Raw genomic sequence first — 18151 nt, 5'->3', positions numbered from 1 at the left:
GACAGCGGACTTATTGCGGGAACCACTTGTCGTTAATCGATTTATAGGTCCCGTCGGCTTTGATGGCGTCCAGCGCCGTATTCAGTTTTTCCAGCAGGGCTTTGTCATTTGGACGCACGGCGATGCCTAAACCGGTACCGAAATATTCCGCATCCGTGACATGTTCACCCACGGTTGCCAACGTCGGGTTGGTTTTAATCCATTCGTTTACCACGGCGGTATCACCGAAAACGCCGTCAATACGGCCATTTTTCAGATCCAGAACCGCGTTTTGATAGCTATCGTACGCAACCGTCTGAACTTCCGGATGCTTATCGTTCATGTATTTCTGATGGGTGGTGCCGTTTTCCATGCCGATGCGTTTGCCCTTCATGGCGGCAAAATCACTGAATTTCCCTTTCTGCGCAATCACCACCGCCGAGTTAGCATAGTAAGGCTGGGTAAACGCCACTTGTTTGCTGCGTTCCGGCGTAATGTCCATACCGGAAATCACCGCGTCATAACGACGGAATTTTAACGCCGGGATCAGGCTGTCAAATGCCTGATTAGTGAATGTGCAGGTGGCTTGCATCTGTTTACACAGCGCTTTCGCCAGATCCATATCGAAACCGACGATTTCGTTATTGGCATCCAGAGATTCGAATGGCGGGTAGGTTGCCGACGAAGCGAAGCGGATGGTGTCTGCGGCCGCGGCGCTGAATGTCATCCCTGCCAGCAATGTGGCGATGAATAATTTTTTCATGTGCATACTCCGGTCTGTTTTTCTTTTATTCGTGCAAATCGGCTCTGATTAAACGGCGGCGAGTCGCCATCAATCCGGGCTCAGTTCCTGCGTTCAAACGCCAGCGCGCGCCGCTCGATCAGCCGCATCAGTAAGGTCAGCAACCCATTGACGCAAAGATAGATAATCCCTGCCGCACCAAAAACCATCACGTCGTACGTGCGGCCATACATCAATTGGCTGTACCCCATGACTTCCATCAGGGTGATGGTATAGGCCAGCGAGGTGCTTTTGAACACCAGCACGACTTCATTTGAATAGGATGAAAGCGCGCGTTTAAACGCAAACGGCAGCAGAATATGCAGCGTTTGCTTGCGCGACATGCCAAGCGCCGCGCAGGATTGCCACTGTCCGTCAGGGATGGCCTTTATCGCCCCGTAGAATAACTGCGTGGTGTAGGCGGCGCTATTGAGCGCGAGCGCGATCATGGCGCAAAGCCATGGCTGAGACAGCAGATGCCATAGCCACGGAATTTGCTGGATAGCGGTGAACTGGCCGGGGCCGTAATAGATCAGGAAGATCTGCACCAACAGCGGGGTGCCGGTAAACAGCGTGATGTAGCCTTTCGTTAGGGAGGAGATCACCGGCGTTTTCAGCGTCAGAACTATCGTCAGCAGCAGCGACAGCGCCAATGCGACGATAATCGCCGCCCCGGTGAGCGTCAGACTGGTATGCAGGCCTTTGAGTAGCTCAGGTAAATAAGCGAGCATCAGGAAGGCCTCCGTTCAAAACGAGTGGTTCTCAGTTCAATGCGTTTGAGAACATACTGACTCAATAGCGTGATGAGCAAATAGATAACGGCGGCAATTACGTACCAGGTAAAGGGTTCCTGAGTCCGCGTGGCGATGCTTTTCGTTTGCAGCATCAGGTCATTTACGCTGATCAGGGAAACCAATGCGGTATCTTTCAGCAACACCAGCCATTGATTACCCAGCCCGGGCAGGGCGTGACGCCACATTTGCGGCATAATCAGGCGGATGAAAATAGCCGATTTGGTTAATCCCAACGCCTGGCCGGATTCCCACTGGCCCTGCGGCACGGCTTTCAACGCGCCGCGCAGCGTTTGCGAGGCATAGGCGGCATAGAGCAGCGCCAGTGCGATGACGCCGCACAAAAAAGGACTGACTTCGAACGTCTCGATGTTTAATTTTACCGGGATCGCCACCAGGTAGAGATCCAGGGTAAAACCGTCTGCCAGCATCAGCAGCAGCTGAGACGAACCAAAATAGATAAACAGCACCACCAGGATTTCCGGCAGGCCGCGTAATAACGTCACCAACGCCGTACCGCACCAGCTGACCATTTTCCATCGGGATGTTTCCCAGACGGCGAATAGCATAGCGAGTATCAGCCCAAGCACCAGCGCAGAAATGGCAAGGCCGACGGTCATCCCGGCGGCGCTTGCGATAGGGTGAAATTCAATCATTGAGAGTTAGATTACTGCTGAAACCATTTTTGATAGATGGCCTGATAAGTACCATCCTGTTTGATTTTGCTGAGCGCATCGTTGAATTTTTTCAACAGTTCATCGTTATTCTGACGAACAGCAATCCCCAGACCGACGCCGAAATAGTCTTTGTCCGTCACGTTTTGGCCAACGGCAGCCAGGCCATCATTCTGTTTCAGCCACTCATTGACCACCGCGGTATCACCGAAAACCGCGTCCAGACGGCCATTTTTCAGATCTAAAACCGCATTCTGATAGCTATCGTAAGGCACGGTGGTAATGTCGCTGTGTTTATCCATCAGGTACTTCTGGTGGGTGGTGCCGTTTTGCACGCCAACGCGTTTCCCTTTCAGCGCGGCGACATCAGCAATTTTGCCTTTCTGGGCAATGAACTGTGCGGAGTTGTCGTAGTAGGGCTGGGTAAACGATACCTGCTGTTGACGTTCCGGCGTGATGTCCATCCCGGCGATAACGGCTTCAAAGCGACGGAATTTCAAACCGGGGATCAAACTGTCGAATGCCTGATTGCTGAATGTGCAGGTGGCCTGTATTTCTTTGCACAGCGCATTCGCCAAATCAATGTCAAAACCCTGGATGTTATTGCCGGCATCAACAAATTCGAACGGAGGATAAGAGGCTTCGGTCGCGAAACGGATGGTGTCTGCGGCGCTGGCGGAAACGCTGACGCCAGCGAATAATGCTGCAACGATTAATTTTTTCATTGTAATTTTCCTGTTATTAATCAGTGTGATAAATAGCTGGCGAATTCTTTCGACTGTGGCTGGGTGAAATGGCTGGCATCCCCTTGCTCCACAATACGCCCATTTTCCATATACACCACTCTGCTGGCCGTTTTCCGTGCAAACTCAACCTCATGAGTCACGATCACCTGAGTAATGCCGGTTTGCGTCAACTCCTGAATGATGCCCACCACCTGAGCGGTAATTTCAGGATCCAGCGCCGCGGTCGGTTCGTCGAACAACAGCACCTGGGGTTCCATCATGAGCGCACGGGCGATGGCGACACGCTGTTGCTGGCCGCCGGAAAGATGAAGGGGATAACGATCGGCAAAATCATTCAGACGCAAGCGGGTCAGCAACTTCTCGGCGCGCTCCCGGGCCTGACTTTTCCCCAGGCCGAGCACGCGGCAGGGCGCTTCAATCAGGTTTTGCGCAACCGTCAGGTGAGGCCAGAGATTGTATTGCTGAAAGACCATCCCCACATTTTGCCGTAATTCACGGATAGCATTGTCGGCAGGGGCATGGTTGAAATCAAACTGATTACCGGCAATGGCCAAAGTACCGGAACGCGGCATTTCCAACAGGTTAAGGACGCGTAACAGAGAACTTTTCCCGGCGCCGCTGGGCCCAAGCAAAACCAACGTTTCGCCCGCAGGACAGTTGAGTGAAATATCGAACAACGCCTGATGTGCGCCATAAAAACAATTAATGCCGTTTAGTTGAATACTCATGCGTAAGAATTGAATAGCCATTGATGCCGCGAATGTTAACGTCGGCAGAATACTTATGCAATCATCGTAGGTTAAAATTTGCCGATAAGCGGTTTATTGTTTAAATAATAGCACAAAATACTGGGTTGCCGGCTGATGGGCGGACAGGGTTTGTAATGATGGAAATTATTCGGACAGATAATTTGCTTATGGGAAAAGCAGCGGCGACATACAGTTTATCGCCGAGTGCCGATATTGGTTGTCGATCTCGCTAATTTATGATTTAAAATCATGGCGTTATAAATAATACCATCTACTTTAATAGCGTTTGTTTCGATACAAGCGTTGCTGTCTACACGCGCGGTGATATAGGGTGTTACGTATATCAACCCTGAAGGAATCTATGATGCACCTATCTACCACACCCAATCTGGAAGGTTTCACCATCACGCAATATTGCGGCGTCGTGGCCGGAGAAGCGATCCTTGGCGCCAATATTTTCCGTGATTTTTTTGCCGGTATTCGTGACATTGTGGGCGGCCGTTCCGGGGCTTATGAAAAGGAATTGCGCAAGGCAAGACAGATTGCGTTTAAAGAATTGCAGGAACAGGCGGAAGAGCTAGGCGCCAATGCCGTTGTCGGGATCGATATTGATTACGAAACCGTAGGTAAGGATAGCAGTATGCTGATGGTATCAATCAGCGGAACCGCAGTGAAAGTCAGCCGTTAATCATTGAGTTATCACTTCAGACCGGGAATTGGCGATAATGGGAACATCATGATCAGATGCATCATCATCCTGATGTTGCTCTCGTTGACCGGGTGCCGGTCGGCCTCTTTGCTGGAGGATCGCGGCAGCTATAAAGCCGATTTAACGCATCGGGCGCAGGCTCAGGAGTCTCGGATTCGTTTTCTGGTAATCCACTACACGGCGGAAGATTTTTCCACCTCGCTGAGCACGCTGACGGACGAACACGTCAGCGCTCATTATCTTATTTCTGCGCATCCGCCGCTTGATCAGGGTAAGCCGGTTGTATGGCAACTGGTGCCTGAATCGCAAGCGGCATGGCATGCCGGGGTCAGCAGTTGGCGCGGTTTTACGCGTCTTAATAACGCATCGATCGGTATTGAACTTGAGAACTCAGGTTATCAACGCACGCTGCTTGGCATAACGTGGGCGCCGTTTCCGCCACCGCAGATCGCGGTATTGACTGATATTGCGCGACAGATTGTTGAACGTTATCGGATTGCGCCGCAGAACGTGGTGGCCCACAGCGATATCGCCCCGCAGCGTAAGCAGGATCCAGGTCCGCTGTTCCCCTGGGAACGGTTGGCTCAGGCCGGTGTCGGCGCATGGCCTGACGCGGCCCGAGTGGCCTTCTACCTTGGTGGACGGGATCCGGCTCAGCCGGTTGATATGGACGGCCTGCTGGATAAATTGGCGCGTTACGGCTATTCGGTATCCGGCGATCTGACCGAACGTCAGAAACGGCGTGTTATCTCCGCGTTCCAGATGCATTTCAGACCACAGGATTACCGGGGAAATGCGGATGCGCAGACGGAAGCTATTGCGGATGCGCTGCTTGAGAAGTACGGCGCATCCGGCGCTTAATTCAGGGTAATAAAAATGCGTTTTACCGCTAAAAAGAAGCGCCACCAGCCTTATGAAGAAAATAGCGCCATCAGGATCGGGGCCGCAAGGCTCAACAGGAAGCCATGTACAATCGCCGCCGGCACCATATCCACGCCTGCGCTGCGCTGTAATACCGGCAGGGTAAAATCCATCGATGTGGCGCCGCACAGCCCTAAAGCGCAGGAGCGGTTACGCTGAACCAGCGCGGGGATCAGCATAATGGCCACCAGCTCACGGATCAGATCGTTAAAAAAAGCCGCGCTGCCGATGACCGGCCCAAAGGCGTCGGTCAACAGGATGCCGGACAACGAATACCAACCATAGCCGGAAGCCATGGCTAGCCCGGTTCTCATCGGTAAATTAAGCACCCAGGCGGCTATCAATCCACCAATAAGCGCGCTGCCGGCGACGACCAGCGCGATCGTCATACCGCGACGATTCAATACGATCTGACGCAACGTCATACCGCTGTTACGCAACTGCACGCCGACCAGAAACAACAGCAGTATCAGCGCGTATTCGCTGCCTTTGTTGGCATAGGTAAGTCCAGTCCACTGGGTTAATCCCAGTAAAAATCCGCCGAATACCACACCGCATAGCTTGAGTGAATCCAGCAGCATATGCAGCCGGGAGGGAAGTACCCCCTGTTCATGGGCGCCGCGCCAGGCATGGCGTTTTTCCAATAGCCATAGCGCCACCATATTTACCGTGATAATGCAGATGGCGCAGATGGCGGTATAGCGGAAAATCAGTAACAGATTACTGCCGAGATTATCCAAGAAAGCCAGACTAATTCCCATTAAAAACAGAATGATATACACCATCCAGCTCAGCATGTGGTTAATTGGCTGTAATATTTTAGGGGATCGCAGCGGCACCAAATAGCCAAAGATAAGCGGCAGTAGAATAATTAATAATCCCGAGTACATCACAGAATTGGCGTCCTTAGCGATAAAAGCCGGTAGCGGGAGGGAAAAATGACATAATCTATTAAAATCAAACAAATTATCATATTGAGTAAAAGTATCGCTTGGCGCCATAACTTATGCAACAGGCTGTTTTGTTATTTCAGCGAGACGAAAAAGGAGACGCGGATGTATCTGGAGAATGTAGAGGTTCTGGGATTCCGGGGGATTAATCGTCTGTCACTGACGCTGGATGATAACACTGTGCTGATTGGCGAGAACGCATGGGGCAAGTCAAGCCTGCTGGATGCCTTATCTCTGCTGCTATCGCCGACATTACCGCTCTATCATTTTGACTTACAGGATTTTCATTTTACGCCGGGAGATGAAACCAGCCGCGAGCATCATTTGCAGGTGATCTTCACGTTCTGTGAAACGGCGCCCGGCCATCATCTTGCGCCGCGTTATCGCTCGCTTGACCGCGTATGGGTAGAAGGCTCGGCGTCGTTACACCGGATTTTTTACCGATTGGAAGGTGAGGTTGATGAGAGCCAATCGGTGTGCACCTGGCGAAGTTTTCTTGATGCCGAAGGCCACCCCATCCCTTTGGACGATATCGACGAACTGGCGCGTGAAGTTATCCGTCTGCATCCGGTGCTGCGTCTGCGGGATGCCCGGTTTATGCGGCATTTACGCTCGGGAACGCTGGACGCCACCGTTGAAAACAGCAATGAAAAACTGGCGCATCAGTTTGAAAAGCTGATGTTCGAACTGGCGCAAAACCCGCAAAAATTAAGCGATAAAAATTTGCGGCAAGGGCTGGCCGCCATGCGTCAATTGCTTGAGCACTATTTTTCAGAACAGAATTCCATCTTGCGCGAACGGCACAATCATAAGCGCTCGCGATCCTACAATGGCAAGTCCTGGCGCGCATTGGACAATATCAACCGCCTGATTGCCGGGCCGAACAGCCGTAGTCGGCGCATTATCCTGTTGGGGTTGTTTTCTACGCTATTGCAGGCTAAAGGACCGGTGGTGCTGGATCCCCATGCGCGTCCACTGTTGTTAATCGAAGACCCGGAAACGCGGCTGCATCCCATTATGCTGTCTGTGGCGTGGGGGCTATTGATGCAGTTGCCGTTACAGAAAATCACCACGACGAATTCTGGCGAGCTATTATCGCTGGTTCCGATGGAGCAGGTCTGCCGCCTGGTTCGCGAATCATCACGCGTTGCGACCTATCGCATCGGACGGCAGGGGATGAGCGCGGAAGACAGCCGACGCATCGCTTTCCATATCCGTTTTAATCGTCCTTCGGCGCTGTTTGCCCGCTGTTGGCTGCTGGTGGAGGGAGAAACCGAAGTCTGGATGCTGAGCGAACTGGCGCGTCAATGCGGGCATCATTTTGAGGCCGAGGGCGTCAAAGTTATTGAATTTGCGCAATCAGGATTGCGTCCGTTGCTTAAGTTCGCCCAGCGGATGGGCATCGAGTGGCATGTGCTGGTCGATGGCGATGACGCAGGGAAAAAATACGCCGCCATGGCGCAAAGCCTGCTGGCGGCGCAGGGAGAGAGAGAGCGGGACCACCTGACGGTGTTGCCGGCTCTGGATATGGAGCATTACATGTATCGAGAGGGATTCGGGCATGTTTATCACCGGGTGGCGCAGTTGCCTGAAAAGGTGCCGTTATCCATGCACAAAATCATCGTCAAGGCGATACACCGCTCGTCAAAACCGGATTTAGCCATCGAAGTGGCGATGGAGGCCGCGGCAATGGGGGGCGAATCTATCCCACTGTTGCTCCGCGGCATGTTTTCCCGGGTATTATGGCTGGCTCGCGGACGCGCCGATTAGGCCGCATCCCTTATCCGTATCATCTGCTGTCAGGCTGTTCCCCTCGTTATGCCCGTTCGGTTTGTCTGTCTGTACTAAAATTATCAGAGAATGGATTTCAGAAGATGGCCGGGTTTGGAAACGGCGTTGTGAACGACAATTTTGTCAATGCTTTGCTATTTGACGCTTGATTTATTTTTCACCGCCCCCAGATTGTTGTAGAGCAGGTTTTGTCAGGATCGGAAAAATAAAATGCCGGCCATTGAGACCAGCATTTTATATTACCTGTATGAGGGTAAGAGGTTTTGGGGCAAAGAACAGACAGTATGTGTCAGGCAACGGTTTCTTCACTGGCCAGTGGCACGATCAGACTTGCATGATTCCCCTTCGGTCCTTGGTGAACATCAAACCTGACAACCTGTCCAGCCTTCAGCGTTCGGTATCCGTCCATTTGAATCGTTGAGTAGTGAACGAAGATATCTTCACCGCCCCCTTCAGGACAGATAAAACCAAAACCTTTGGCGTTATTGAACCATTTAACAGTACCTGTCTCCATGCATGACATCCTTACGCAAGAGTATTTTTATAAAAGTAAGGCGAGGTTATTTGGTTAAGATGAACAAGAATTGATTAAAACCTCATCAATTCAACACTACACTTTAGTGAAATCGATCCTGGCGTCAAGCGATCCAGATTTAAGGTTCGCGCCAGTTTGTCAAAATTTGATGCAGATAACGCTATTGGCGGCTTTCGTTCAGCGTTGCTTAGTAAATTCGAGGGATGAGGAAGGGGGAAGCCCTGCTTTCCGGGCGATGATTTTGGCCGCCGGATGGTAAAATAAAAAGCAGACGTGGTACTGTAAATACCATTAAGTACGATCATATTCAGATGACGTGGACAGACAATGGGAAACAACAATACGTGGACACAATCAGAGAACCTGACTGCAGATCAACACAAAGAAAAGCTGCAACCACCATCAATGTATAAAGTGTTGTTGAACAACGATGATTACACGCCGATGGAATTTGTTATTGACGTTCTGCAAAAGTTCTTTTCTTATGATATCGAACGTGCAACGCAACTGATGTTGACGGTTCATTATCAGGGAAAGGCGATCTGTGGTGTATTCAGCGCTGAAGTGGCTGAGACCAAAGTTGTACAAGTAAATCGTTATGCCAGAGAAAATGAGCACCCGTTGCTCTGCACGCTGGAAAAAGCCTGAAGTCAGGCAATTTATTGGGGGAGGTGCCTATGCTCAATCAAGAACTGGAACTCAGTCTCAACATGGCTTTCGCCAGAGCGCGTGAGCACCGACACGAGTTTATGACCGTGGAGCATTTGTTGTTGGCTCTGCTCAGTAATCCGGCCGCCCGTGAAGCACTGGAAGCCTGCACGGTGGATTTAGCCGCGCTGCGCCAGGAGCTTGAAACTTTTATTGAACAAACCACGCCAACGCTGCCGCAGGGTGATGAAGAGCGGGAAACACAGCCGACGCTCAGCTTCCAGCGCGTGTTGCAGCGTGCGGTTTTTCATGTCCAGTCATCAGGACGCAGTGAAGTTTCAGGCGCGAATGTGCTGGTTGCCATTTTCAGCGAACAGGAATCTCAGGCAGCGTACTTGCTACGCAAACATGATGTAAGTCGTCTGGACGTGGTGAATTTTATTTCGCACGGAACGCGTAAAGAAGAGTCCGGGCAAGCGCCAAACCCGGAAAATCCAGTCAATGAAGAGCAGACCGGAGGGGAAGACCGTATGGAAAACTTCACCACCAATCTGAATCAACTTGCACGCGTTGGCGGTATTGACCCACTTATTGGCCGGGATAAAGAACTGGAACGAACCATTCAGGTGCTGTGTCGTCGCCGTAAGAACAACCCGCTGCTGGTTGGGGAATCAGGCGTTGGTAAAACGGCGATTGCCGAAGGGCTTGCCTGGCGTATTGTGCAGGGCGACGTGCCGGAAGTGATGGCGGATTGTACGCTGTATTCTCTGGATATCGGTTCTTTGCTGGCCGGTACAAAATACCGGGGCGATTTTGAAAAACGATTCAAGGCGCTGCTAAAGCAACTTGAGCAGGATCAGAGCAGTATCCTGTTCATCGATGAAATTCACACCATCATCGGCGCGGGTGCGGCTTCCGGCGGTCAGGTCGATGCGGCCAACCTGATTAAACCGTTGTTATCCAGCGGCAAGATCCGCGTTATCGGTTCAACAACCTACCAGGAGTTCAGCAATATTTTTGAAAAGGATCGGGCGTTGGCGCGTCGTTTCCAGAAAATTGATATCACTGAACCCAGCGTGGAAGAAACGGTACAGATCCTTAACGGGCTGAAACCGAAATATGAAGCGCATCATGATGTTCGCTATACGGCGAAAGCGGTGCGCGCCGCCGTTGAGCTGGCCGTGAAATACATCAACGATCGTCATCTGCCGGACAAAGCGATTGATGTCATCGATGAAGCGGGGGCGCGTAGCCGTCTGGTGCCAATCAGCAAGCGTAAGAAGACGGTTAACGTGGCGGATATCGAGTCTGTGGTGGCGCGTATCGCCCGTATTCCCGAAAAGACGGTGTCAGCCAGCGATCGTGACGTGCTGAAAAATCTGAGCGATCGTCTGAAAATGCTGGTGTTTGGTCAGGACAAGGCGATTGAAGCGCTGTCTGAATCAATCAAGATGAGCCGGGCAGGGTTAGGGCAGGAGCGCAAACCCGTTGGGTCTTTCCTGTTTGCCGGGCCGACTGGCGTCGGTAAAACGGAAGTTACGCTGCAACTGGCTAAAGCGTTGGATATTGAGCTGCTGCGTTTCGATATGTCCGAGTATATGGAGCGCCACACCGTTAGCCGTTTGATCGGCGCGCCTCCGGGCTATGTCGGTTACGATCAGGGCGGCCTGCTGACGGATGCGGTGATCAAGCATCCACACTCGGTGCTGTTGCTTGATGAAATCGAGAAGGCGCATCCCGATGTCTTTAACCTGCTGTTGCAGGTGATGGATAACGGTACGCTGACGGACAACAACGGCCGTAAAGCCGATTTCCGCAACGTGATCGTGGTGATGACGACCAACGCCGGCGTACGGGAAACCCAGCGCAATTCTATCGGCATTATCCAGCAGGATAACAGCACTGATGCGATGGAAGAGATCAAGAAGGTGTTTACGCCGGAATTCCGTAACCGTCTTGACGGCATCATCTGGTTCAACCACCTGTCAGCGGAAGTTATTCAGTTGGTAGTGGATAAATTCATCGTTGAGCTACAGGCGCAGTTGGATGCGAAGGGCGTGTCGCTGGAGGTTAGCGATGAAGCGCGCGACTGGCTGGCCGAGAAAGGATACGACAAAGCGATGGGCGCGCGTCCTATGGCGAGAGTGATGCAGGAAAACCTGAAAAAACCGTTAGCGAATGAACTGCTGTTTGGTTTATTAGTGGATGGGGGCTCTGTCAAGGTCGAGCTGGATAAAGAGGCGCAGCAACTGACGTATGGTTTCCAGAGCGCGCAGAAGCGTAAAACGGAAGGTGCTGTCCACTAATCCTTAAAACCGGTGATGATAAAAAAGGGTGATGCCTGAGCATCACCCTTTTTCTTTGTGTTGTTGACGCTTTTTTTAATATCCTGCCGGTAACCGTAAGCACAAAAGCCCTTGCCGGTAACGGAAAGGGCTGCGGAGGTGAAACATCCTCGGGAATCGCTGTTGTCCGTCAGCGATGGGCGAACCGGTTAACGGCTACGGAAGACAATGCGGCCTTTGCTCAGGTCGTACGGGGTCAGCTCTACAGTGACTTTGTCACCCGTCAGGATGCGGATATAGTTTTTACGCATTTTACCGGAGATATGAGCGGTAACCACGTGCCCGTTTTCCAATTCAACGCGGAACATGGTATTGGGCAGCGTATCAAGCACGGTGCCTTGCATTTCAATATTGTCTTCTTTGGCCATCGAATCCTCTAGGTTTAACTACCTTTGTTTTTAACCGGCAAGATAATGCCGAAAAACCCGCATTATGTAAAGGCGCGTTCATAAACTGATTATTATTTATAAACGACGGCCATCTATTATTGCTGTGGTTGCGTCAGGGTTTGCGGCAGCCAACAGCTATCAGCCACCGGGTCATCCCGAAACTGAAAAAGAAACTGTAAAAAGCGATCGCGGGGAATTTCGCGCACGCCTAATGAAGCGGTATGTGCGTTCAGCACCTGGCAATCGATCAAATAGCCGCCATGACGAATAAAATGCTGTTGAAATGTCAGCAGCGCATATTTAGATGCATTATCGGTACGGCTAAACATTGACTCGCCGCAAAACAATCTACCTTGCGAAATGCCGTATAGCCCGCCGACAAGCGTGCCATTCTGCCACACTTCGACGGAATGTGCTTGTCCTGACTGATGAAGTTCACTATAAGCCCGGATAATTTCCGGCGTGATCCAGGTTCCGCCCTCGCGTTCGTCGGCACAAGCGCCAATAACGTCATTAAACGAATCATTGATCGTGACCTGAAAATCCTGTCTGCGCAGGAATTTCTTCATGCTGCGGCTGATATGGAATTCATTTGGAAACAATACCGCGCGTGGGTTGGGCGACCACCATAAAATGGGTTCGCCGGGAGAATACCAGGGAAATATTCCCTGTCGATAGGCTGCTCTCAGGCGGGCCGGCGAAAGATCGCCGCCTACCGCCAGTAGTCCGTTCGGTTCGTCCAACGCATGAATCGGGTCGGGAAAGCGCAGCGAGTCGGAAGAAAGCTGATATAGTTGCATAATATCCCACTACCAGTCAGTAAGAGCCTGCTTTGGGCTGGTTCATCTATTTCGCTTCCCTATTCGTTATGCCCGTACCGGCCTTTTCTGATATCAACGCACTTTGCCGGCGGCGCCCCGTTTTCGCCAGGATGAGCGTGGCTGCGAAGGTTTATCATCAAACGCGGCCTGCACTGATAGGCCTCAACATGTTTAAACGTGTTGGTGAAACTGCCAGTAGCGCCCCTGCAACGCCATCAATGTCTGATGATTTCCCTGTTCGACGATCTGCCCGCCGTCCATAACGCAAATACGGTCCATTGATTCTAACTCATATAGCCGATGAGTAATCACAATCAGCGTTTTTCCTTCACAGTGACGGCGCAATAATCGCAAGATACGTTGTTCGGTTTCTGCATCCAATCCTTCGGTTGGCTCATCCAGCAACACCAGCGGGGCGGAGTGCAACAATGCCCGTGCCAGGCCGATACGGCGCTGTTCGCCGCCGGAGAGTTGACGGCCGCCTTCGCCCAACCAGGCATTCAGTCCTTCATTTTCCAGTAATTTGTCCAATCCCACTTGTTGTAACACTGTCACAAATTGTTCGTCACGCGCGTCAGGCGCGGCCAGCAACAGGTTATCACGCAGCGTGGCGCTAAAAATATGCACACGCTGCGGTACGACGCTCATCATGCTGCGTAACGCATCTTCACGCCATGCGCCTAGCGGATGTCCGCTCAACGTTATATCGCCTTGCTTACAATCCCATGCGCGGGTAAGCAATTGCAGTAGGGTTGATTTACCGCAGCCTGTCCGACCAAGCAACGCCAGATGTTCACCGGCGCGGATACTCAGCGAAATATCTTTCAGTACCGCTAATGGCTGGTCCGGATAGGTAAAACTCACGTTATTGAAATCAAGCGACGCTGCCGGCGATATCGCCGGACCCTGTTCGGGGAAGGTTACTTCGGCCGGTTGGCGGATAATCTGGTCGATGCGGGCGGCGGAAGCGATTACCTGCCCCATATGTTGGAACGCGCCGGTGACCGGCGCCAGTGCTTCAAACGCCGCCAGGGTGGCGAAGACAAACAGGGCGATCAATGCTCCGGGCTGCGCGTCGCCGCCGATACCCGCCGCCGCCAGCCATAATATCAGTGTGACCGTCACGCCGCTGCACAGCAGCATCAGCGCTTGGGATTGTCCCGTTAGATTGGTCTGCTGCCGTTGGCGCGTCAGCCAGCGCGTCTCAAGCTGCGCCAATTGCCGTCGCGACGCTGACAATGCGCCAAAGACGGTCAACTCCGCCTGTCCCTGTAGCCAGGTTGTCAGTTGAAGGCGGTATTGCGCCCGTAATGCCGTGAGATCCTGCCCAATAGGCTGACCCGCCCGATAAAATATCACCGGTAAAAGCAGTAACAGCGCCAGCATAATGGCGCACAAGGTTAGCGCCAGCGAAACGTCCAGCCAACTAAGGCCATAGGTCACGATCAGAATGACCAGCAATGCGCTGACAATCGGCGAAATAACACGCAGGTACAAATGGTCCAGCGTATCAACATCGGCAACCAGCCTGTTCAGCAACTCCGCCTGGCGAAACCGGGCGATTCCGCCGGGCGACAGAGGTAAAATGCGTGAAAAGGTAAATACGCGCAGGTGTTGCAACACGCGGAATGTCGCATCGTGGCTGACCAGCCTTTCCGCATAGCGGCTGGCGGTACGGGCAATGGCAGCGCCTCTCACGCCGGCGGCGGGCAGCATATAGTTAAATGTATATAATCCGGCGATACCGGCCAACGCCGCGCCCGCCAGAAACCAACCGGACAGCATAAGCAGCCCGATACTGGCCAGCAGCGTCACTATCGCCAGAATGATGCCCAGACTCAGACGCCAGATATGACGGCGGTATAGCAGCAGAAAGGGTTTTAAAACCTGCATCGTTTTTATCTTGGACATCTCACAGCTCTCCCTGACGTTGGGCCATCAACGCAGCAAAAGCACCAGGCTGCGCGCTGAGCGTCTGATAGTTTCCCTGTTGCACCAACCGGCCGTTCTCCATTACCCAAATGGCGTCGTAATCGGTGGTGTCATGCAATTGATGGGTAACTAGCAGCGTTGTTTGCTGACGCGCCGCATCGTTTAATGCTGTCATTATTCGTTGCTCGCTGTTGGCGTCCAGACTGGCGGCGGGCTCGTCAAGCAGCAACAGATTGCACGGCTTGATAAGCGCACGGGCGACCGCAATACGCTGAGCCTGACCGACAGAGAGACGCGCCGCGCTGTCGCCGATAAGCGTATCCAGCCCCTGTGGCAGTTGAGGTAGAAATTCGTGCACGTAAGCCCGTTCAACGGCCTGCTGTAACTCATCCTCCGTCGCCTGCGGTTTTCCCAATAAAATGTTGGCTCGCAGGCTTTGCTCAGGCAGATGAGGATTTTGTCCTACCCAGCTTAACTGTCGTCGCCATGATTCCGGAGACAGCGTATTCAACTCAAAGCCATTAACGGTCAGAGAGCCACGATAAGGCAGAAAACCCAGCAGCACATTCAGTAAAGAGCTCTTCCCGGCACCGCTAACGCCAACCAGCGCGATGCGTTCGCCGGCGCCCACGGCGAACGTCAGCGGCTGGGTCAATGGGGTGCCGTTAGGCGCCATAATGACCAGATCGGTGGCCTGAATTTCAATGGCGTCATCACGGTTGAATTCACGTTCGCCAAAACCGACCGTTTCGCCTTCCGCCGCCAGAAAGGTCACCAGCGCCTCTGCGGCGCCAACGGCCTGGGCCTTAGCGTGATAAAACGTGCCTAAATCGCGCAGCGGTTGAAAAAACTCAGGCGCCAGGATCAACACCAAAAATCCGGCAAATAGCGTTACGCCAACGCCGTAATGGCCGAAATTCAGTTCCCCGAGATAGGAAAAACCAAAGTAAACGGCGACCACGGCAATAGAAATCGAGGCGAAAAATTCCAGCACGCCGGAAGAAAGAAAAGCCATCCGCAGGACTTCCATGGTGCGGCTACGGAAATCTTCGGACGCGTTGCTGATCTGCTGCGTCTCGGCGCGGCCGCGATTGAACAGCCGCAGAGTCTCTAATCCGCGCAGCCTATCGAGAAAATGGCCGCTCAGGCGCGCCAGCGCCAGGAAATTACGGCGGTTGGCATCGGCCGCGCCCATGCCGACCAGCGCCATAAAGAGAGGGATCAGCGGGGCGGTCAACAGCAGGATAAGACCCGCGGCCCAGTTGATCGGAAAGATCGCGACCAGAATAAGCAGCGGAATTAAGGCCGCAAGATACATCTGCGGGAGATAGCGGGAATAGTAATCCTGCATGTCTTCAATCTGTTCCAGGATCATCGTGGCCCAGCTTCCAGCGGGTTTCCCCTGGATCCAAGCCGGACCTAATTGTTGCAGTCGGTCTAAGACCAATTTGCGGATTTGCTGGCGCATGGCTTTCCCGCACATAAAGCCGACTTGTTCGCGCAGCAGACTGTTTAGCGCCCGCAAGACAAAAGTGGCGATAAGCAGCAGGAAGGATGAAATCAGGGTATCACGCGGCGTGTGCTCAATAATCAAGGCATGCAATAGAGACGCTAATAGCCATGCCTGCGCGACAATCAGTATCCCACTCAGGAAACCGAGTAACAGTGAGAGCCGCAACCAGCGTTGGGCCAGCTTGCTTTGTTGCTTTAGCCAGTGAGTGAGTTCTTGCTGTCGGTTTTTTTTCATCGGATGCCAGTTCGTTTTCAGAAGGGGAATTGTCGACAGAAAATAACGCTTATATAACCGTCATTTAACAACCCTGTCCGCCAATGCGCAGAATGCCGCCATGTTACCTCGACAAATGCGCTCTGCAAACGAAAAGGCGGGAGATGATCAATTTTTGCGTGGTTTAAGGAGGGAATAACCATTCGGGACGATGGTCTGAACCCGAATGGCGAAGCGGCATTATTTGGCGGGCGCTAATCCGTCCAGATAACGTTCGGCATCAAGAGCGGCCATACAGCCGGTACCGGCCGAGGTAATGGCCTGACGATAAATGTGATCCATTACATCGCCGGCGGCAAAGACGCCGGGAATGCTGGTCTGGGTCGCATTGCCATGAATGCCGGATTGCACTTTGATGTAGCCATTTTCCAGTTCGAGCTGATCGCCGAAGACGGCGGTGTTGGGGCTATGGCCGATAGCGATGAATACGCCGGCCAGTTCCAGCTCTTCGGTGGCATCGGTCCGGGTGTTGCGCAGGCGCACGCCGGTTACGCCCATCTCATCACCGAGGACTTCATCAAGCGTACGGTCGGTGTGCAGAATAATATTGCCGTTTTTCACTTTATCCATCAGTCGGTCGATCAGGATTTTTTCCGAACGGAAGCTATCGCGGCGATGGATTAAATGGACTTCGGCCGCAATGTTGGATAGATACAACGCTTCTTCAACGGCGGTGTTCCCCCCGCCGACCACGGCAACTTTTTGCTGGCGGTAAAAGAATCCGTCACAGGTGGCGCAGGCGGACACGCCTTTACCCTTAAACGCTTCTTCGGAAGGCAGGCCTAAATAACGGGCGGATGCGCCGGTTGCGATAATCAAGGCGTCGCAGGTGTATTCATCGCTATCGCCAAATAGACGGAACGGACGAGTTTGCAAATCAACACGCTGGATATAGTCGAATATGATTTCGGTATTGAATTTCTCCGCATGGGCATGCATGCGTTCCATCAACAGCGGGCCGGTTAAATCTTCTGCGTCGCCAGGCCAATTCTCCACTTCGGTGGTGGTCGTCAACTGACCGCCTTTTTCCATCCCGGTAATGAGCACCGGATTTAAATTGGCTCGAGCAGCGTAAACCGCGGCTGTGTAACCGGCCGGGCCTGAACCCAGAATCAATAACTTGTGGTGTTTAACGGTACCCATGAGTTCCTCATTTCACGACAACGGACAATGACGGTGATTGTAAGGAAATTACCCGAGTAAAAAAAGTGTGTGGCGAAGTTGTTAGCTATTTGTTTAATCGCTAACGGCGATGACATCATTAAATTGCTGATAGAACAGCTATATTCATAAGAAAAATGACTGGAAGCGGTCCGGAATCCTGTTCTCCCTTATCAGATTTGGTACTTTCTTCTGATTTTAGTTGTTTTACTTTGACAATCCGCTGCGCTTTTGCGAAAACATCTGGGTAAGAGGAAATTTTTTGTATGTGAATAGTTAAAAGCTCGGCTTTTTCTTCGTTGCCTGTCTGGCTGGTCATTAAGCCACGGATAAATCGCTTTTGCCTGGTTTGACATTTACCAATAGCGCATAGCGATGACGGATAGCAACGAGGGAGCCTATAACATTGATATACAAAATAGACTGCGGATCTTCTTTAGGGT

18 protein-coding genes are annotated in these 18151 nt (G+C 52.3%); 5 read left to right on the top strand and 13 right to left on the bottom strand.

Annotated features, from left to right (window positions below):
• Window positions 1–10: 10 nt before the first annotated feature.
• The 5 genes from artJ (ACN28R_RS09565) to artP all read right to left on the bottom strand — a co-directional run bounded on the left by artJ (ACN28R_RS09565) (window position 11) and on the right by artP (window position 3699).
• The gene (artJ, locus tag ACN28R_RS09565; protein WP_048639239.1) at window positions 11–742 is read right to left on the bottom strand and encodes an arginine ABC transporter substrate-binding protein; all 732 of its coding nucleotides are present in this window, start codon (window positions 740–742) and stop codon (window positions 11–13) included.
• 80 nt (window positions 743–822) lie between these two features.
• Window positions 823–1491: an arginine ABC transporter permease ArtM gene (gene artM / locus ACN28R_RS09560; RefSeq protein WP_048639238.1), complete on the bottom strand. Its 669-nt coding sequence runs from the start codon at window positions 1489–1491 to the stop codon at window positions 823–825.
• Window positions 1491–2207, bottom strand: coding sequence for an arginine ABC transporter permease ArtQ (artQ, locus tag ACN28R_RS09555; protein WP_048639237.1), 717 nt, complete (start codon window positions 2205–2207; stop codon window positions 1491–1493). Before artQ ends, artM begins: the two co-directional genes overlap by 1 nt.
• An 11-nt stretch (window positions 2208–2218) precedes the next feature.
• Window positions 2219–2950 carry an arginine ABC transporter substrate-binding protein gene (gene artJ / locus ACN28R_RS09550; RefSeq protein WP_048639236.1) on the bottom strand — a complete coding sequence of 244 codons (732 nt, stop codon included), beginning with the start codon at window positions 2948–2950 and terminating at the stop codon, window positions 2219–2221.
• A 20-nt stretch (window positions 2951–2970) separates the two neighbouring features.
• Entirely contained in the window at window positions 2971–3699 is a 729-nt protein-coding gene (gene artP / locus ACN28R_RS09545; RefSeq protein WP_308198087.1) for an arginine ABC transporter ATP-binding protein ArtP, read from the bottom strand.
• A gap of 385 nt (window positions 3700–4084) precedes the next feature.
• Here artP and ACN28R_RS09540 point away from each other — a divergent pair, with 385 nt between their 5' ends.
• Both ACN28R_RS09540 and ACN28R_RS09535 read left to right on the top strand, forming a co-directional pair.
• Window positions 4085–4408, top strand: a complete 324-nt coding sequence (locus ACN28R_RS09540; protein ID WP_048639234.1) for a heavy metal-binding domain-containing protein — start codon at window positions 4085–4087, stop codon at window positions 4406–4408.
• A 48-nt stretch (window positions 4409–4456) separates the two neighbouring features.
• On the top strand, window positions 4457–5290 hold the full coding sequence (locus ACN28R_RS09535; protein WP_095834247.1) for an N-acetylmuramoyl-L-alanine amidase: 834 nt from the start codon (window positions 4457–4459) through the stop codon (window positions 5288–5290).
• A gap of 50 nt (window positions 5291–5340) precedes the next feature.
• On the opposite strand, the gene ACN28R_RS09530 is transcribed toward ACN28R_RS09535, so the two are convergent.
• Window positions 5341–6240: a LysO family transporter gene (locus ACN28R_RS09530; RefSeq protein ID WP_095834246.1), complete on the bottom strand. Its 900-nt coding sequence runs from the start codon at window positions 6238–6240 to the stop codon at window positions 5341–5343.
• A 165-nt stretch (window positions 6241–6405) separates the two neighbouring features.
• On the opposite strand from ACN28R_RS09530, the gene ACN28R_RS09525 reads away from it, so the two are divergent.
• Window positions 6406–8070 (top strand): ATP-dependent endonuclease, encoded by a 1665-nt coding sequence (locus ACN28R_RS09525; protein WP_048639231.1) that lies wholly within the window; start codon window positions 6406–6408, stop codon window positions 8068–8070.
• Between the two features lie 310 nt (window positions 8071–8380).
• Here the strand turns inward: ACN28R_RS09525 and cspD are convergent, their stop codons facing one another.
• On the bottom strand, window positions 8381–8605 hold the full coding sequence (gene cspD, locus ACN28R_RS09520; protein ID WP_048639230.1) for a cold shock-like protein CspD: 225 nt from the start codon (window positions 8603–8605) through the stop codon (window positions 8381–8383).
• A 348-nt stretch (window positions 8606–8953) separates the two neighbouring features.
• Here cspD and clpS point away from each other — a divergent pair, with 348 nt between their 5' ends.
• Together clpS and clpA are read left to right on the top strand one after the other, a co-directional pair.
• Complete coding sequence (gene clpS / locus ACN28R_RS09515; RefSeq protein ID WP_048639229.1) at window positions 8954–9274, top strand: ATP-dependent Clp protease adapter ClpS; 321 nt, start codon at window positions 8954–8956, stop codon at window positions 9272–9274.
• A 29-nt stretch (window positions 9275–9303) separates the two neighbouring features.
• Entirely contained in the window at window positions 9304–11580 is a 2277-nt protein-coding gene (gene clpA / locus ACN28R_RS09510; RefSeq protein WP_095834245.1) for an ATP-dependent Clp protease ATP-binding subunit ClpA, read from the top strand.
• A 188-nt stretch (window positions 11581–11768) separates the two neighbouring features.
• Here the strand turns inward: clpA and infA are convergent, their stop codons facing one another.
• From infA to ACN28R_RS09480, 6 genes are all read right to left on the bottom strand, one after another.
• On the bottom strand, window positions 11769–11987 hold the full coding sequence (infA, locus tag ACN28R_RS09505; protein ID WP_002211347.1) for a translation initiation factor IF-1: 219 nt from the start codon (window positions 11985–11987) through the stop codon (window positions 11769–11771).
• A gap of 116 nt (window positions 11988–12103) precedes the next feature.
• Entirely contained in the window at window positions 12104–12808 is a 705-nt protein-coding gene (gene aat, locus ACN28R_RS09500; protein WP_095834244.1) for a leucyl/phenylalanyl-tRNA--protein transferase, read from the bottom strand.
• Between the two features lie 192 nt (window positions 12809–13000).
• On the bottom strand, window positions 13001–14740 hold the full coding sequence (gene cydC / locus ACN28R_RS09495; RefSeq protein WP_095834243.1) for a heme ABC transporter ATP-binding protein/permease CydC: 1740 nt from the start codon (window positions 14738–14740) through the stop codon (window positions 13001–13003).
• A 1-nt stretch (window position 14741) separates the two neighbouring features.
• Window positions 14742–16508, bottom strand: coding sequence for a heme ABC transporter permease/ATP-binding protein CydD (gene cydD, locus ACN28R_RS09490; RefSeq protein WP_095834242.1), 1767 nt, complete (start codon window positions 16506–16508; stop codon window positions 14742–14744).
• Between the two features lie 219 nt (window positions 16509–16727).
• Window positions 16728–17690, bottom strand: a complete 963-nt coding sequence (gene trxB / locus ACN28R_RS09485) for a thioredoxin-disulfide reductase (protein WP_048639224.1) — start codon at window positions 17688–17690, stop codon at window positions 16728–16730.
• A 118-nt stretch (window positions 17691–17808) separates the two neighbouring features.
• The gene (locus ACN28R_RS09480; RefSeq protein WP_048639223.1) at window positions 17809–18027 is read right to left on the bottom strand and encodes a hypothetical protein; all 219 of its coding nucleotides are present in this window, start codon (window positions 18025–18027) and stop codon (window positions 17809–17811) included.
• Between the last annotated feature and the right edge of the window lie 124 nt (window positions 18028–18151).

Origin of the sequence: Brenneria goodwinii (assembly GCF_002291445.1) — a bacterium.
GTDB classification, from domain to species: Bacteria; Pseudomonadota; Gammaproteobacteria; order Enterobacterales; family Enterobacteriaceae; genus Brenneria; species Brenneria goodwinii.
The sequence above is the reverse complement of the archived record's forward strand: the minus strand, read 5'-3'. Positions and strand labels throughout refer to the sequence as shown.

What these genes read in the sequence shown, in the direction of transcription:
- cydD (WP_095834242.1), bottom strand. Translation starts at nt 16,508, where the DNA reads ATGAAAAAAAACCGACAGCAAGAACTCACTCACTGGCTAAAGCAACAA.
- cydC (WP_095834243.1), bottom strand. Translation starts at nt 14,740, where the DNA reads ATGTCCAAGATAAAAACGATGCAGGTTTTAAAACCCTTTCTGCTGCTA.
- cspD (WP_048639230.1), bottom strand. Translation starts at nt 8,605, where the DNA reads ATGGAGACAGGTACTGTTAAATGGTTCAATAACGCCAAAGGTTTTGGT.
- artJ (WP_048639236.1), bottom strand. Translation starts at nt 2,950, where the DNA reads ATGAAAAAATTAATCGTTGCAGCATTATTCGCTGGCGTCAGCGTTTCC.
- ACN28R_RS09480 (WP_048639223.1), bottom strand. Translation starts at nt 18,027, where the DNA reads ATGACCAGCCAGACAGGCAACGAAGAAAAAGCCGAGCTTTTAACTATT.
- infA (WP_002211347.1), bottom strand. Translation starts at nt 11,987, where the DNA reads ATGGCCAAAGAAGACAATATTGAAATGCAAGGCACCGTGCTTGATACG.
- artP (WP_308198087.1), bottom strand. Translation starts at nt 3,699, where the DNA reads ATGAGTATTCAACTAAACGGCATTAATTGTTTTTATGGCGCACATCAG.
- ACN28R_RS09540 (WP_048639234.1), top strand. Translation starts at nt 4,085, where the DNA reads ATGCACCTATCTACCACACCCAATCTGGAAGGTTTCACCATCACGCAA.
- artJ (WP_048639239.1), bottom strand. Translation starts at nt 742, where the DNA reads ATGAAAAAATTATTCATCGCCACATTGCTGGCAGGGATGACATTCAGC.
- clpA (WP_095834245.1), top strand. Translation starts at nt 9,304, where the DNA reads ATGCTCAATCAAGAACTGGAACTCAGTCTCAACATGGCTTTCGCCAGA.
- ACN28R_RS09535 (WP_095834247.1), top strand. Translation starts at nt 4,457, where the DNA reads ATGATCAGATGCATCATCATCCTGATGTTGCTCTCGTTGACCGGGTGC.
- aat (WP_095834244.1), bottom strand. Translation starts at nt 12,808, where the DNA reads ATGCAACTATATCAGCTTTCTTCCGACTCGCTGCGCTTTCCCGACCCG.
- clpS (WP_048639229.1), top strand. Translation starts at nt 8,954, where the DNA reads ATGGGAAACAACAATACGTGGACACAATCAGAGAACCTGACTGCAGAT.
- ACN28R_RS09525 (WP_048639231.1), top strand. Translation starts at nt 6,406, where the DNA reads ATGTATCTGGAGAATGTAGAGGTTCTGGGATTCCGGGGGATTAATCGT.
- trxB (WP_048639224.1), bottom strand. Translation starts at nt 17,690, where the DNA reads ATGGGTACCGTTAAACACCACAAGTTATTGATTCTGGGTTCAGGCCCG.
- artM (WP_048639238.1), bottom strand. Translation starts at nt 1,491, where the DNA reads ATGCTCGCTTATTTACCTGAGCTACTCAAAGGCCTGCATACCAGTCTG.
- artQ (WP_048639237.1), bottom strand. Translation starts at nt 2,207, where the DNA reads ATGATTGAATTTCACCCTATCGCAAGCGCCGCCGGGATGACCGTCGGC.
- ACN28R_RS09530 (WP_095834246.1), bottom strand. Translation starts at nt 6,240, where the DNA reads ATGTACTCGGGATTATTAATTATTCTACTGCCGCTTATCTTTGGCTAT.